The sequence below is a fragment of the Pontibacillus sp. ALD_SL1 genome (genome assembly GCF_017355605.1).
In genome coordinates this window covers 3,429,215-3,444,837 of the sequence record NZ_CP062974.1, presented here as the reverse complement: position 1 = coordinate 3,444,837, position 15,623 = coordinate 3,429,215, and the positions used below count along the sequence as shown (strand labels likewise).

12 protein-coding genes and 2 pseudogenes are annotated in these 15,623 nt (G+C 39.1%); 13 read left to right on the top strand and 1 reads right to left on the bottom strand.

Going from position 1 to position 15,623, the window contains the following annotated elements:
* Positions 1 to 127: 127 nt before the first annotated feature.
* From istA to IMZ31_RS17160, 6 genes and pseudogenes are all read left to right on the top strand, one after another.
* The gene (gene istA, locus IMZ31_RS17180; protein WP_207528474.1) at positions 128 to 1,363 is read left to right on the top strand and encodes an IS21 family transposase; all 1,236 of its coding nucleotides are present in this window, start codon (positions 128 to 130) and stop codon (positions 1,361 to 1,363) included.
* A complete protein-coding gene (gene istB, locus IMZ31_RS17175) occupies positions 1,360 to 2,118 on the top strand; it encodes an IS21-like element helper ATPase IstB (RefSeq protein ID WP_207528473.1) in 759 nt (252 codons plus the stop codon). Before istA ends, istB begins: the two co-directional genes overlap by 4 nt.
* A 160-nt stretch (positions 2,119 to 2,278) precedes the next feature.
* Positions 2,279 to 2,428, top strand: a pseudogene (locus IMZ31_RS24500) (MerR family DNA-binding transcriptional regulator); the annotation flags it as partial.
* 48 nt (positions 2,429 to 2,476) lie between these two features.
* On the top strand, positions 2,477 to 3,595 hold the full coding sequence (locus tag IMZ31_RS24785) for a restriction endonuclease-related protein (protein WP_371825511.1): 1,119 nt from the start codon (positions 2,477 to 2,479) through the stop codon (positions 3,593 to 3,595).
* Positions 3,579 to 6,851, top strand: coding sequence for a hypothetical protein (locus IMZ31_RS17165; RefSeq protein WP_207528471.1), 3,273 nt, complete (start codon positions 3,579 to 3,581; stop codon positions 6,849 to 6,851). Before IMZ31_RS24785 ends, IMZ31_RS17165 begins: the two co-directional genes overlap by 17 nt.
* Positions 6,805 to 9,138, top strand: coding sequence for a pPIWI_RE module domain-containing protein (locus tag IMZ31_RS17160; RefSeq protein WP_207528470.1), 2,334 nt, complete (start codon positions 6,805 to 6,807; stop codon positions 9,136 to 9,138). Before IMZ31_RS17165 ends, IMZ31_RS17160 begins: the two co-directional genes overlap by 47 nt.
* A gap of 273 nt (positions 9,139 to 9,411) precedes the next feature.
* On the opposite strand, the gene IMZ31_RS17155 is transcribed toward IMZ31_RS17160, so the two are convergent.
* Entirely contained in the window at positions 9,412 to 10,218 is an 807-nt protein-coding gene (locus tag IMZ31_RS17155; protein WP_207528469.1) for a hypothetical protein, read from the bottom strand.
* 277 nt (positions 10,219 to 10,495) lie between these two features.
* Here IMZ31_RS17155 and IMZ31_RS17150 point away from each other — a divergent pair, with 277 nt between their 5' ends.
* From IMZ31_RS17150 to IMZ31_RS17120, 7 genes and pseudogenes are all read left to right on the top strand, one after another.
* Positions 10,496 to 11,326 (top strand): hypothetical protein, encoded by an 831-nt coding sequence (locus IMZ31_RS17150; RefSeq protein WP_207528468.1) that lies wholly within the window; start codon positions 10,496 to 10,498, stop codon positions 11,324 to 11,326.
* A 24-nt stretch (positions 11,327 to 11,350) separates the two neighbouring features.
* Complete coding sequence (locus IMZ31_RS17145) at positions 11,351 to 12,604, top strand: Ig-like domain-containing domain (protein ID WP_207528467.1); 1,254 nt, start codon at positions 11,351 to 11,353, stop codon at positions 12,602 to 12,604.
* Positions 12,605 to 12,800: 196 nt separating this feature from the next.
* Positions 12,801 to 13,325, top strand: coding sequence for a hypothetical protein (locus IMZ31_RS17140; RefSeq protein WP_207528466.1), 525 nt, complete (start codon positions 12,801 to 12,803; stop codon positions 13,323 to 13,325).
* An 18-nt stretch (positions 13,326 to 13,343) separates the two neighbouring features.
* Positions 13,344 to 13,538: a hypothetical protein gene (locus IMZ31_RS17135; RefSeq protein ID WP_207528465.1), complete on the top strand. Its 195-nt coding sequence runs from the start codon at positions 13,344 to 13,346 to the stop codon at positions 13,536 to 13,538.
* Between the two features lie 124 nt (positions 13,539 to 13,662).
* Positions 13,663 to 13,851, top strand: a pseudogene (locus IMZ31_RS17130) (IS21 family transposase); the annotation flags it as partial.
* Positions 13,852 to 14,131: 280 nt separating this feature from the next.
* On the top strand, positions 14,132 to 14,842 hold the full coding sequence (locus IMZ31_RS17125; protein ID WP_207528464.1) for a hypothetical protein: 711 nt from the start codon (positions 14,132 to 14,134) through the stop codon (positions 14,840 to 14,842).
* 205 nt (positions 14,843 to 15,047) lie between these two features.
* Positions 15,048 to 15,248, top strand: a complete 201-nt coding sequence (locus IMZ31_RS17120; RefSeq protein ID WP_026801633.1) for a cold-shock protein — start codon at positions 15,048 to 15,050, stop codon at positions 15,246 to 15,248.
* The last annotated feature ends 375 nt before the right edge of the window (positions 15,249 to 15,623 follow it).

The following is a 15,623-nucleotide window of genomic DNA, read 5'->3' as shown; positions in this document are numbered from 1 at the left end:
GAACCCTTTGTGGTGGACTGGTGGCAAGTGTTAGCAACGGTGATAAAATCCCTAATAACAACGGTTTCAAATTCCCCACTAATAACGGATAATCATTCTATATAACATAGAGATGGAGTGTAGAGTGATGGTCCAGATTGGGGAGTTTTTTATGATTAGGGAACTTTATCAAAAAGGTTGGTCAATTACAGCAATATCTGAGGAGACTGGATTTGATCCAAAAACGATTAGAAAGTACATAAAAGCCGATAGTCTTCCCGAACGAAAGGATAGATCAGCTAAAAAGATCAGTAAGCTAGATCCTTATAAAGATTACTTAAGAGAAAGAATTAAAGAAGGAACAACGAATTGTTCGGTGTTATTTGAAGAGATTCAATCCTTAGGTTATACCGGCAAGATGACGATTCTTAGAGACTTTGTGAGACCATTTAGGTCTCAGCCTAAAAAACAAGCAACGATAAGATTTGAAACATCTCCTGGGAAACAAGCTCAAATGGATTGGGGTCACGTAGGGAAATTTGAAGTTGATGGAGAGATGAAAGACATTAGTGCATTCACAATGGTATTAAGTTATTCACGAATGAAGTATATAGAGTTTACGGATAATATGAACCTAGAAACATTGATGAAATGTCATATGAATGCATTTGCTTACTTTAATGGTGTTCCCGAACAGATACTCTATGACAATATGAAAACAGCTGTTATTAAACATAGTCCAGTAGAGATCCGTTTCAATAGAAAGTTTGAAGAGTTTCTAGCTTATTATGGAGTGGCTCCTAAAGCCTGTAAGCCTTATAGGCCTCAAACTAAGGGGAAAGTAGAAAACGTAGTGGGCTACTTGAAGAAGAATTTTATGCAGCGAAGATTGCCTAAAAGTCTTGAAGGATTAAATAATGAGGTAAGAAAATGGTTAGATCGAACAGCTAATCGAAAGATTAATCAAACTACACAAGAAGCACCGGAGATACGCTTTCAACAAGAACAACGTTACTTAGCTAAATCAAACACTAAACCTTTATTCCCTATTAATCACTGGGAACTTAGAACTGTTAGTAAAGACTGCTTTGTCTCGTATAAAGGTAACCGTTACTCCGTACCTTTCAGGTACGTGGGCCAAGAAGTAAAAATTAAAGAAACTTTAGATCATCATCTGGAGATATTCGACTCAAACGAACGTATTGCAAGCCACCCAATCTTAGATGGAAAAGCAAAAGAACATATTCATTTTGAACATTATAAAGGACTGAAAACGACCTCTGTTGGTTTGGCGACCCACAGTCGTTTACAGCCCTCAAATCTTGAAGTAGAGCAACGCTCTCTTCAAATTTATGATCAACTAGAGGATGGTGATCTAACATGAACACCACAGTCTTAGTTGAACGACTCAAGCAATTAGGGTGGTCCTACACAGCTGACCAACTAGACGGAATCTTAGAAGATTCATCTAAAGATAATGTATCATATTCTACCTTCCTATACACGCTTTTATCTAAGGAAATTGAACACAGGGAAGAAACAGAGTTAAACAAAAGGATTAAAAAGTCCAAACTTCCCTATATAAAAACCATTCACGATTTTGATTTTGCCTTTCAACCAAGTATAGACGAGAAACGTATTAAAGAAGTTCTCACCGGACGATACATACATCATGGTGAGAATATTATCCTCCTAGGGCCTCCTGGTGTAGGGAAAACGCACTTAGCCATATCTATGACAGTAGAGGCCCTCACACAAGGTCATACAGCCCTTTATATCACGGCAAATGACTTTATAGCAGAATGCCAAAAAGCCAATAAACAAGGGTTAATCCAACGGATTATTAAGAGGTATTGTAGACCAGATATCTTGGTTGTAGACGAAATAGGTTATTTTGGTTTTGACGAATTAAGTTCACATACATTCTTTCAGATCATCTCAAAAAGGTATGAAACCGGAGCAATGATCCTAACTTCCAATAAGTCTTATGTAGAGTGGGGTAAGATTTTTGGGGATGAAGTATTAGCAACTGCAATTCTAGATAGGATTGTTCATCATTCTTCAACCTTTAATATAAGAGGTGACTCTTACAGGCTTCGTGAAAAGAAAAAAGCAGGCATACAGCCCGCTCAATTATGACGATATTAGGGAATTTTATTCCGTTGAAATTAGGGAAATTTAAACCGTTATTGACACCTGCCGCTTTTCTTGTTTTTATATAGTCTTATATACCTATTTGAAATAAATCCTACCAAAACCTATATAAATGTGTTAAAAATAAAAATAGGAGGTGTCTAAAATTTCTGAACACTTAACAATCGGCCAAGCTGCTAAAGCCATCGGGGTTACCGTACCCACACTGCGTAACTGGGACATGCAGGGAAAGCTTAAGCCATCGTTTAAAACGAAAAGTGGACATAGACGATATTCTTTAGAGGTTTTGGAGGATTATCTATCAGATTCCTCTTTTACTAGTCCCTCAACATCTGCTTATGACATGGAAGATGCTATTAGGAAGTATGCGACCTCACTCGTCATCATGGAGAAATCGATGAAAGATGGGAAGCTCCATGCCTTTCCATCTCTATGGAGAGAAGCGACGGCGATTTTACGAAGTTATTCGGTGGAACAGAATCTACTAGAATTTCCGGATACGCTTGATCTTCAGCTTCGTTATATGAAAACTCCTTTGAATCAGTGGGGGTATCCTGAACTTTCAACATTATTTATGGAAGACTACTTCTATGATGAAGAGCCTATTTTATACGAAAACGGCGTTACAGAATTCTGCCATGAGCTGGCAATCCCACTGTCTGAAGAAGAGGACCCTAGACGTTACTTAGAAACAGAGTCATTCGTGAATGCCATGAACGTGGTAGAGGACGAAGAGTATGTTCAGTTACGTTCTTTTCCTGTTCACTATCCCGTGCTTAGTCAGAAAGATTGGCTGTTGGGGAAGAAAAAGGTTCCTGAAGCGTTCATTAACACTCTTCTCCGCATGTATGAATCGATACCAGAAGAATGCATAGATGAACAATCTATCTATCTTTGTCCCTATTGTGGATGGACCTTACATCGTAAGCGCGGAGAGTGGAGCTGTAATAGGGAGAAGTGTCGGGATTTTATTTTCCGTCTGAATCGGAAATGGGAACCGAAAGCGGTGCCGTATACGCGGGGGATGCAGCGAGTTAAACAAGGGGTGTTGCAATTTCTCGTGATTCCAGGGATCCCGGAGCATCGGATTTATAAGAAAGTACAAGAGTATGCCATTGACGATGTGCAGCTATATCCTAATAAAGATGAAACCGATACTTTAATTACGTGGAAGTCAGGAGAGCGATGGGCAATCGATGCGAAGGACTGGTACAGCCATTATGACCTCATGACCCATCTTAAACAAAAAGATCCGTTCTCCAAATTAAATGTAAAGGTGAAGCGTAAAATCATTCTCATTCCAAGGCACTACCCTGCAGAATACGTCCGTGCTGTTCAGAATTTCCTGGAGGGAAGTGTCGAATATGAAATTCTGCATGAGAAGAAGCTTTATGAAAAGATGAAGTCGTATCAGACATATCAAAAAGCAGTAGAGGTGAGTAGAGATGCGCCAAACTTTTAGTCAAGTATTCAGAGCGCCAATGAAAGAGTTGATAGGAGTCCTCTCTGATCATTCCTCTTCTGCAGAAAAGGAACGTGATGCTGCTTCGATCTTAATCTTAGAAGCTTCTGTATGGTTCTTGAAAAGGATATGGCCTGAGGATAAAGAGATTGAAGTTAGAAAGCTCCATCACTTATTTGCCTCCCCGATTATGCCCTCCTTCCCTAAACTAGAAGTAGAAACCAAAGAACAGCTCGATCGATTCAGGGAAATGACTGGGGCAAGGTGGAAGAGTTCCACCAAGTTTGCAAGCATTGTGAGGAAGTATAAAGATCTTGAGGGGTTCGAAAAGGCGGTGGAGATTAAGTTTAATGGAAATATAGAGACCATTATATGGATGGGGACGACCACTTCTGAACGCTCTCGTTTATTTGAAGAATATTTTCAAGAGCTTCTAAAACACCAGGAACGTCCATCAAAGTTCGCGAAAGAGGGAGTGTACGAATTTCAGGATGGTGAAGAGTGGAAGACGCTTTCTCTATCAAAACCTTTTCTCCAATCAACATCAAACAATCGAAAAAGGATAAGTCCGGGAAGCCAACGTCCCCTCTGGCTGCCTAAAGATAAGTTGCTAGAAGCAGCAGATGAAATCGATGCGATCTTGCAAAAGAAAAATGAGCGGTCTGTAGATATGCGGCAGCGAATCGAAAGAATTGTGATGGAATCTTTTGATGAACATCATGAGCAAATGGAGAAGAAGGAAGGAGTCTACGTCAATGGGATGGAAAACGTGGCAGGTCCTCTTTCTGTTGGGAAATCGACCCTCATGCAAGTCGTTGCGTATCAGCTTTCGAAAGAACACTCCAAAAAACGAACGACTCTTGTGGTGAAAGATGTTACAGAAGCTTTAAAGCTCGTAGATTTCTTCGGTCGTTTAGGTGTGGACGCCGTTCCGATGTTAAGTGGAAATAATCGTAATAATCACGTCAGCCAATACTTATCTAGTTTAACTGAACAAGACCAATCTACTCTTCTTTTTGATGTCTATAAACGTAAAGCTTTTCGTTACCTGTCTACTAGCTGCCCTGTAAGAGATAGCCAGCATGAACCAAGCGACAAGCATTTCAGTCCTCCTCCGTGTCAGTCACTCGTCCAGAAAGGGGAAGACCGCAAGAAAGCAGAGCGAAAATGGTGCCCGTATTTTCAGCAGTGTGATTACCACAATGCCTTTCACGACCTAGAAGGTGCGGATGTAGTGGTGAGTACGATTGAGAGCCTTGTTTACATGAAGCTGCCACAGCCATTGTTTCAACAAGAAATGTCGCTCCTTGAATATGTTACATCGACTTCCGATTTAGTGATGGTGGATGAGGCGGACCGTGTTCAACAACGTCTCGACCAAATATTTATACCAAACACCAAAATCAGAGGGAAGAAAAATCATTGGCTTAACTCGATTCATCAAGCGGTTATGGAGCGTATACAAAGCCAACCTCGTCTCACAAAATACGAAAATATTAATAGTTGGCGGAACCACTTATCCGTTGCTACCCATTGTGTGGACAATATGATTCATCGAATGGAATCGATAGAGAGGCGCGAAAGGCTGAAGGGTTTAGTAGGAAAGCAAACATTTAATTCATATACACTCCTTAGAGTGATTAGTGCCAAGATCGCAGGAGTTAAGAAGTGGGAGGACGCTTCTGAGGACAAGGCACACTTGGCGGGGGAAGTATTTAGGGCTATGGAAAGGGCTTCTTCGCATTACAAACAAGACCTTGATTTGGATTCCGATTTTGATTTGGCCTTTTGGGAGGCTGTGGAGACCCAGGATGAAACCATGAGAAAGCGTAAAATCGAGCGTTTTATGAAGGTACTTGAGGAGGAGGTTTCACTCTCTTTTGACAGTACTCCACCCCTGGAGTGGCTTGATTTTGCTTTTTATACGTTGAATGTCGAGAAGAGATTAGCATTATTGACTCGACATTACGGGGATATCCGGCAAGAAATGAGGATACAAGAACTTGAAGACAGTGCGCTCTTTAGTGATCGCTTAAGAGAATACGAGGGCGTCGTTCCTCTGCCGCCCATCGGGTTCCAATTTGGCTTTCGTTATCATGAGGACACTAATTTGAATGGGGAAGGTTCTTTGCAGCTTCTAAGATATATTGGGGTAGGACGCTATTTACTTACGCACTTAGATCGGCTTTTCACGTCGTACGATCAATCAGGTACAAACGTTATGTTGTTAAGCGGTACCAACTTTGCTGAAGGAAGCTCTCGTTACCATATTGATCTTCCGGTTTCTCACCTTTTATCCCTGAAAGAAGAGGAGCCTTCGAAAGTCACTTACCGATTCATGCCTCTTGAGAAGGTTTCAGGGAGGTATGGGAACGAGAGAGAACAAGCACTCGAGCGCTCCGTTTCAACATTAGTTCGCAGAGGCTTTTTCCCCCGTCTTTTTGAGGAGCTAGATGCAAACCGAAAAAGAATCGTTCTGATTGTGGGCTCTTACGTGGAAGCAAAGAAGGTAGCGAGTGAACTGAGAAAGAGCACAATGTTTGAAGATGGAGAAGTTGCTGCCTTGTCCAATAGAACTGAGGAAAGCTCGGCAAGTGAAGAGTACTTTTTTGAACGACAGAAGCTTGATCAACTGAAATCAAGTAGAATAAAGGTCCTTGTTGCCCCGTTATTATCTATGGAGAGAGGCCATAACATTTTGAATCATGAAGCTGTGGCCGCCTTTGGTGCTGCGATCTATCTTGTTCGCCCTTACCCGGTCCCTGACGATATTACGGCGCTGGCTTACAGGGTGAACGCTGCCAGCTTAAACGCCTACCAGGATAAAGATTTAGCCGCGTCTACATTAGGTGCTGAGTTTGGTAGTATACGAACAACGGCCTATGCCAGGATGACGAAGTACTTGTCTAACCAATATGGATACATAGCGTTAGATGACAGAGAGAGAAAAGAAGTGTTAATGGAAACGAATACGGTCTGTCATCAATTTGAAGGCCGGCTTATTCGAGGGAATGTAAGTGCCATTGTGATCTATGCGGATGCCAGTTTCTCACCAAGGGAAGCCATGGGGGAACGGGATACGTGGAAGACGAGTATGCTTGTAGGATGGAAAAAGGAATTAAACAGGTTAAAAAAAAGCAATCCAGATATTATGGACGTTCTATACCGGTCACGTATAGAAGGATTAAATCAATTAGAGGTGATGAGCATTGACGAATACATCCAAAACGCTAAGACTAAACTCTATACCACTTGAAGGAGATTCCATCCACATCGAGTGTAAGGTTCTTTATTTTCCGAAAGAAGTCTATAAGGCGATTCGTATCGAAGCTAAATCGACCCAAAAAATCAATAAACCGCTTAAACAATTGGCTGATTTCATACGAGTGGTGCATCCCGATGTGCTGCACATCAATTATATAAATGAGCGTACCGTGAACGAACCATGGATCTATATAGAGGGCGAGGTCAGTCAGGAGTTACTGGCTGATTTAATAGAGACCTGGTTTTCCATTGTATATCCCCGAATTACGCTTCCTTCGTTTAACCTTCACATAGAATCATTTGCGGAGGATGTTCCATTAATAGAAGGGGATCAGCCTGCTCATTTAAATGATAAGTACCATGTGGTTCAGAATCATTTTATCAACCAACTTGAGGGGAAGCGTTTGGTCATTGAAGATTGGGAGAATGACGGGGGCCATATTTATGAGAGCTTTTACCTGAAGAAGGTTCATACAAAGCAAGGGCCCAAGTTAATACAAGACGGTTATTTTGATTATAGGGGAGAGAAATGGTCTTATGAAATCAATCTAAGTTTAGAAACCATCCCCTATGAGAGAACCTACTTCTTGCATATCCACCCTAAAGTCAAAAGGTGGGCGAAGAACATCTACACAAGGACCCAGGGCCAAACCGTGCACCCTTACGTTCAGTTCCCGGAAGGTATTTTAACGCTTAAAGAAAGCCCGCTTATTCAAACGGATTTTAGATGGGATAAGGGCTGGGATCGTCTTTTAGTAGAGCTTCTAAGGAAATACGGATTAGATGAACAATTGCCGGCTAAGGAAGAGTTGAATAATGATCCTTATAGCTTCTTAAGTGTAGATGAGGGATGCTCTGTTTTCGTGCCGTATGGAAACCATTTAAAGAAAACGACGAACGTAAAGCCTGGTATGAGTATGAAAGAGAGGTTGCAGATCAGTGAACAAATCCGTGACGAGTTACAATCTCACTGGAGCGGTTTTGGTTATTTTCCTGAGTTTCCAAAGGCCCTTAAACAAATTCGGAAGGACATTGTCACGAAAGAGGTGGATGTCCACGGGGAGTGGCAGCTAGAAGTCTATTATAAAGATGAGTTAACGAAAGATTTGGTCGTGAATATGCTAGAGGAGCAGCCGACGACCAAGGTCGATTTCATGTATCGATCCCCGTCCGCCATCAAGTACGTGCAGATCAATGATCAATGGGGAGAAGGGGCATTCCATTTACCAGACCGGGAAGCTTTAGTAGACATGAACCGTACTATTGGACAAACGTTAACTGGCGAGGCGATCCCGACTTTGGCTTTATTCGAGATTCAGCCGAAAGAAGAGTTTCAAAATAAAATCGACCCCAAAGATCACTTGCGAAAGATCTACGCTGAGAATGGCCGCTTGACTCAATTCATTAACCCAAAAGAGCCAAAGAAGACGACTTCGTTTTACGAGAGTAAGGTGAAATCAGGCTTACGTGATCTGATGCGTCAACTTGGCGTATCCAAGTTAGAACTGGGCGATCCTTTTTCTGATTTATGCTTAGTAGGAATCCGCATCTTCAAAAGTAAGGGACTAAAAATTCCTGTACTAACCGCTGTGACTAAGGATGCTATGCTGATCAATGTCCCTTCCTTTAAATCAGGATGGCTGGATTATAGAGAAGGATTATTACAAATGGTTGGCTTCAACTTAAACAATCGCATCCACCAGGTGAAAGAAGAGCACATCTATCGTGAGATTGAAAAGATTCCTGATATCAAAAACATGCAAGTGAACATCATGATGGAAAAGCAGAACTGTAGCGACGTCATGAAGTCTTTCCATAATAACAAAGTACACAGCGGGCATAATGCCCATTCAGAAACTCCGGATAATTGGACCTTCATTCAACTAAGAGCTGGCGACCAAACCCCGTCCTGGTCTGTAAAAGAAGATCCAACAGCCACCATATCAGGCATCTTTCAGTTCAATGGGCATACGTACATCTCAATCGTGAGTAAGCCAGCTACCATGAAAGAAAGCAATGGCATGAAGGTGACCCGTCATTCCTCCAGAGTAGGTAAAAACACCATGTTCAGACAAGAATCCGCTGTCGAAGTGTTCGTGCCAAAGGTGTCAGACCAACAATCGATCCAAGAAGTCGTGCGCCATACGCATTTGCTGAGGGAAAGTAACATTCAAACGGACGATCATACCCTGCTGCCTTTGCCGCTTCATTTGGGTAAGTTGTCGGGGGAGTATTTTGTTTCGATTAATGAGGTTGAGGAGAGTGGTGGGTTTGTTTAGGGGATGGGTAACTTTTTATTGACCAAACGTTTGATCAATATTTGGACCGGGGCAAGGGGATAGGTTCCTTGTCCCGTGGGTGGTTAAAGTCCCACGGGGACGGGTCCCTTGGCACACATCGTTAGCGGATGTGAAGCCTTGCGATGGTCTGGTGGAAGGAAGCACAGGGACGTTCCCGTGCTTCTTTTTAGAATTATTACTTTCTTTTAGGTAAGCTCCAGAACCGTCCCCGAGCTTCCACTGTGAATTGCCGCTTGTTGGTTTTTTGCTTTATTAATGTATTGAAACCTCCTCATATTTCTCCTGTTTGCTTTGATAAGCAGTTGTATCAAAACCCAAAAACGTATTTAATAAACTGATCATATGATCACTAATTTCAAAGTTAGAGGATACTAGTTTATTTATAAGGCTTTCTAACTCAGCTGTATTCTTTAATAGTGAGTGAGGTAGATTACAAGCTGAACAAAATTCCTTCATATAGTCAAACTTCTTCCCAGTTAACCTGTTAGCATTCCCCTGCTCAATAATAGATTTTTCATATAGAATGGCTTTTACTTCTGCGGGAATATCTTTAGAGCTACATACTTTCTCCAGTACTGATTTTGCTTCCATTTCAAATGCTTTTTCTCTTATATGCGGAGTGATACGTGTGTCGAGAATGTACTGGTTAATAGTCGCCATAGTAAAATTAGCTTTTCTGGCAATCTCCCTTTCTGATAAGTCATAGTCTTGTTTTAATTTCATGACATGCTCGTTTTTGAAAAGCCAGCTTGTTCCTTTATCCAAAGGAATACTTACTTTAAGGATATGAAGAAGTCGTTCTTCGTCGCTTGTACCTGGATAAACAAGACATGGTACTCGAACTTCAGGTTGAGCTTTCAATAGCGCAGAGTAATATGTAAAATTCTCAATCAGTACATATTCCCCTTTAGCTACTTCCTCGGCAACCAATGGAATAATTCTATTTTTTCTAGCCCTTTGTGCTTGGACTATTTTTTTTGCCCTCTCCTCATTCCTAATTTCATCCTGATAATAGGTAACGATATTTTTTGGGCATATCAGCATACTCCTAGTTGTCATCACCCTCACCTCAGTTAAACATATGCGGTCTTCTGATTGTCTAATTCGTACACATTTTTCCTTTTTATCACAATTAAGGGTCCAACTTAAGAGGTGCAGGGACGGTTCCCGTGCTTTTTTGTAGATTTATTATTTTCTTTGAAGAAGCGCTAGAACCGTCTCTGTGCTTCTAGGGTATGAATATAAATAATAGTTGGAAATTTAAGAGAAAACAGTTAAACTAATACTGGTTCGATTTTCCTATATATATACATAAAAAAGTATGGAGGTTTTGAAATTGAGCGTAAGTAAAAATTGGTTTGCAATGTTGGTGGTAATTAGTGCTCTAATGATCTTAGGCGCATGTGGAAATGAGGAGGCTAATTCTAAGGAGGCACCTATACAAGATGGCCAACAAGATTCCTCCCCAAAAGAATTAATGGCAATGAGTGAAGGACTTAAGGAATATTCTGTTTGGTTTAGAACGAGTAATAATCCAAGCAAAAATTCTAATGTGAGTGACGTATATATTTTTGGGGACGGGGAAGTGAAGAGGTATAGTAACTTTTCAGATCTTTCTATCGAGGAGATTATTGAGCTTTCAGATGAGGATATAATTCATTATGTAAATGAAAATGCAGAATCAAAAGAAGAAGGACAATTTACTTTGGATATTTCACTTGATAAATTAGGGCAAAATACAGAAGAAATGAAAGTTGCATTGGTAAGTGGTAAAAGTGTCAGGACGTTTGATTTAGAGGCTGCAGCATCTGAGCATTATCATACATACTATGGCGAAGGTTCTGATGAATTTTTTGATATGTATCCGGAGTTTAATACGTATCTATCGGCAGTGAAAAATGGTGAAGTAGAGTTACCGAAAAATTCTGATGCACAAACAAATGAGATTGATGGCGATAAAGTCATCGCTACTCAACCAATCGAGTTTGGGAATCTAGTTACTTTTCAACCACAGATCATTCATCAAACTATTTTTGATACAACTTTCTCTGGACTAAAAGTGAGTGATAATTACAGCCTACTAACGCGTGTAAATAGTTCGTTTGTTGGTTTTAAGGTGGATGATCCAAATACCAAAAGTAAAAACGTAACTATTGAAGGGGAGTAATGAGGAGGAAGAGGGAGATTTATTATGAGAAAGATGAAAAACAAATGGACATTTATTGTCTCAAGGCTTGCAATGAATTTAGCTTTAATAGCACTTAGTTTTTTTGCTACATCAATCTCTGTGTCCGCAGAAAGTATAGTTAAGAATGATAAAGTGTGGACCGTTCAATTTAACAAGGTTATTAATCCTATCAGTGTAAATGACGCTACGATTTACATCGTAGATAACGAAGGTGAAAAGATTGAAACCGTTGATGTTAAGATGAAGAAGATGTTCAACGATGGCAACGATGAGCGTCTTATGGACTGGTATTCTACGGTGAAATTAACCAATTCTCAAAAGTATCAACCAGGTACATATACTATTCATGTAACTGATGGTGTAAAGGATCTAGCAAACCGTTCTATCAGCAATCCGCAATCACTAGACTTTACTATCGAAGAGCAAGTAGAGCATGAACCAGTTCCAGAACCAGAAGTAGATTATAAGAATATGACAGTAAAAGAACTAGAGACGCATTATGGTACTCACACTAAAATTGAACGTCTTCAATTCTTACCCGCTGGGGAAGACATTATTGTTACAAATCTCGTTGAACAATATAAGAAATCAATGGATTGGATGGGAAGTGAAGACTTTCCACCATTTGAGGAGTGGTTAGAAGAAGAAAAAGTGGAATTAAGAAGAGACTTACTCTCAGAACTTAATACTTTTTATCCACAATACGAGTTGATCTCATTTGATGGACAAGCTTATTATAATTCTCCTATATTAAATGATGAAATCCTTAGGCCTACATCCATTGGGATGGAAGATCTTCATAAGGAGTTACCTCGCCAACCCAAAGGTAAAGATGAGTTTTTACTAGATTTTCAATTATACAGTAAAGACTTTGCCGTTTATCTCAATGATCAAGTCGTTATGTCAAATTTGCTTGAGAAATCTTTTGTAGATGATTCAACTCTCTATGCTTCTCCTAAAGGGATGTTCTCCAAGGTAGAGGACATTGTGATTTCAGAAAATCAAAGCAGCTTAAGTTATAAGAACAATACTATTGAATGGGAAGTTGAAAAACCAGTTATTACTGTAAATGGTGAAGAAACATTAATTTCTAATATGGTTAAATCTGTGAATGGTGTAGTCATGATCCCCGTAAAGGAAATATTATCATATGCGGGATTAAATTATAGAGTTAATCCTCTAACAGAACATGTTCAAGTAGCAAATTTTGAATTAGAAACAGATCCGAGAATATGGGATGAATCGTGGGTGAAGTAATACCATTTCTGACCTATTAAAAAGAAAGCTGCTTATCGCATAATAGAAGCACAGGGACGGTTCCCGTGCTTCTTTTTAGTGCTTGAAGGGAGCACTAGAACCGTCCCGGCGCATCTTTAAAAATTCGGCTACATTTGTAGCCAAATATGTCTGAGTTTTTTATGAAAGGTACTATAGAGATAGGAGGTGTTACTAATTGGAAAAAGAAGAATTTGAGTGTTTGCGAAATGTGCAATTTAAAGGTAAACCAATTATGGATTACATTGAAACAGTAAAAGCATTAGCTGATTCTATAGTTAGTTATATTGAGCCAGAAATTATGGACAAAATTACTTTTCAAAGATTATTAGTAACTAAGTTCGTCTATAATTCTTTGATTAAGCAACTTCAAGTAATCTTCGAAATGGAGCAATCCGAAAAAGCATTAACAAAATTCAAACGGAAAAATTATAGGGGGAGTAAATTACTACAAGTCCATGACTATATAACAACAAAGATAGCTGAGAATAATGAAAAAATCAGGATCTTTAATGACTCACAATACCAATTGCCTGAAGGCGCTATATTTTTGGTGGTAGCTGAAACAGATGAATGGGTAGAAGTACTAGAACATTTTGAACTAACATGCCTCAATAAGTTTAGTAACAAAAATTTGGTCTCAGACCATAGTTATTCATCTGTTGAAACTTATGTAGAGATCTTTTTCAAAAAAGAAAAATAGAAAGAGGGGTTGTATAGCATGAATGAAGAAAACACAATAACTAATATATTTGACAAATTATCTGAAAGAAATAAAGGAACTATTGTTACTGGTGTAACATTCGTTTTAATTGGATTAGTGGGAGCAACATATATGGCTATATATAAAAATAATAGTGTTAGCATAGAATTTGGTCAATTCAAGTTCAATACTAATCACAATCGAAATGATTAATAGCGTGAAGCACGGGGGCGGTTCCCGCATGAAGCACAGGGACGGTTCCTGTGCTTCTTTTTAGAATTATTATTTTCTTTGAAAGAAGCACTAGAACCGTCCCCGTGCTTTATATGAAGAAGTAGAAGATCCTCATCGCAAAGCTAGGAAGTTAGATCCATATCGGGATTGGATTATTGCATGAATGGAAGAGTATCCTCATTTAAGTGCAGCTCAAATTAGGGATTGGTTACTGGAGCGATATCCTTATATGGAAGTTGGAGAAAGCACAGTTCGGTCTTATGTAAGAGAATTGCGTGAAATCTATCAGATTGTTAACAACGGTTTCAAATTCCCCGCTAATAACGGATAATCATTCTTTATAACATAGAAATGGAATGTAGAATATGTTGGTATGCCAGTTATACCAGAAATACCACTGCTTGCATGATTTGGAATTAGAAAAATCTATCTGTTAAACCGGGAGGGAGGATGCAGCGACAAAGCACCTTGGCCAGAACAGTTGAATAATAATATTGAGAGGCACCTTTGTGGGTGTCTTTTTATGCAGGAATCCCTAAATAATTGTCGAAAAGTTTGGTGGGAGGTGTTTTATGAACGATAAAATCATTAAATTAAATTATATTTTTATTATCTGGCTTCTTATAACCAGCTTTATTGGAGGATTAGCTTTTTTTAATAATGATGCCATGATCAATATTGTTTCAATCTCTTCTGCGCTAATATCGATTATTATTGGTGTACTTGCTATATTTATATCACTTTATCAAAGTCTTTCTGAAAAAACGAGTATTCAAAAGTTAGACGAGTCAGCTAATAGGATTCAATTTATCACAAGAGAATTGGAAAAATTCGATTTTGAAAAAGTCAAAACTGATCTAAATAGCATAAGAAAAAAAGTAGATACAGTTTTTTCGACTGAAAATTCGGATTATAATGATATGAATTTCGATGAAGATACTTATAAAACAATGATTATTAGTTCGAGAGTGAACCAAGTTATGAGTTATTTTATATTTAAATTCAATGAAGCAGGAAAAGAAACTATTAAAGTAGCTGATATAACAGAGATTCAAGTGAATTTGTTTGGAAAATATCATGAAGAACGTTATGTTGGCGGGACTCTTCAATATTTCCATATTTTAAATATGACAGGAGCATTAAAAACCTCAAATGAAATTGAAAACGAGTTTAGAATTTTAAAGTTCAATGATAATTATCAATCTGCAATTAGGGGAGAGGTTGAAAAAATAGAGGAGCGCTACCCAAATATCAATAAAAATGTTATTGAAAAAACTTATTGAGTGGAGGAAGTACAGAGACGGTTACTGCGCTTCCTAGTAAAGTAAATCTAAGCACGATGATTCATATCGTTTCTTCCAAAGCTATGATAAAGTTGTAATCAACTAATTGTTGTTCGGAATAATAAACATGAGAATGTGAATCATCTTAAGAAATGGTAGAGCAAGAATGGTAATAGTCGTGCAAACAGCACGTGGAGGAATTGAAATGAATAACGGTACAGTAAAATGGTTTAACGCAGACAAAGGTTTCGGATTTATTGAAGTAGAAGGTGGAGACGACGTATTCGTTCACTTCTCTGCAATTAATGAAGAAGGCTTCAAAACGCTAGAAGAAGGTCAAGCCGTTTCTTTCGATACAGAAGAAGGAAGCCGTGGACCACAAGCAGCTAACGTTGTGAAAAAATAAATCATACTAAAAGCTCTTTCCTATAGTAGGGAAGAGCTTTTTTTGGTTCTAGGAAACGTGGGGGGGATTCTTTTTCATTTAAAGAGCTACCTATTTGGAGGACTGAGCAAGTGAGGCTTGTCATTTTTAGCGAGGACTGGCATTACATCATGCTGGGATAACCCAAATTTTCATTATGTCTCAGGGAAACACGGGGACGGTTCTCGTGCTTCTTTTTTTATGGACTTTTAAGTTTTAATTAAGCACTAGAACCATACCAGCGCTTCCTGCTTTTCCCTTCTTGAATAACAGACTAACAATAATAGGTTGTATATGTAAAAAATATGTAAGTATAACTACTTTGTTGTGAGGGTTTATAGTAAAATGGTTGTGTGA

Bases quoted from the DNA above. Each gene is read 5' to 3' on its own strand.
- IMZ31_RS17125 (WP_207528464.1), top strand. From the start codon at position 14,132: ATGAACGATAAAATCATTAAATTAAATTATATTTTTATTATCTGGCTT.
- IMZ31_RS17135 (WP_207528465.1), top strand. From the start codon at position 13,344: ATGAATGAAGAAAACACAATAACTAATATATTTGACAAATTATCTGAA.
- IMZ31_RS17165 (WP_207528471.1), top strand. From the start codon at position 3,579: ATGCGCCAAACTTTTAGTCAAGTATTCAGAGCGCCAATGAAAGAGTTG.
- IMZ31_RS17145 (WP_207528467.1), top strand. From the start codon at position 11,351: ATGAGAAAGATGAAAAACAAATGGACATTTATTGTCTCAAGGCTTGCA.
- IMZ31_RS17120 (WP_026801633.1), top strand. From the start codon at position 15,048: ATGAATAACGGTACAGTAAAATGGTTTAACGCAGACAAAGGTTTCGGA.
- IMZ31_RS17155 (WP_207528469.1), bottom strand. From the start codon at position 10,218: ATGACAACTAGGAGTATGCTGATATGCCCAAAAAATATCGTTACCTAT.
- IMZ31_RS24785 (WP_371825511.1), top strand. From the start codon at position 2,477: ATGGAAGATGCTATTAGGAAGTATGCGACCTCACTCGTCATCATGGAG.
- istA (WP_207528474.1), top strand. From the start codon at position 128: ATGGTCCAGATTGGGGAGTTTTTTATGATTAGGGAACTTTATCAAAAA.
- istB (WP_207528473.1), top strand. From the start codon at position 1,360: ATGAACACCACAGTCTTAGTTGAACGACTCAAGCAATTAGGGTGGTCC.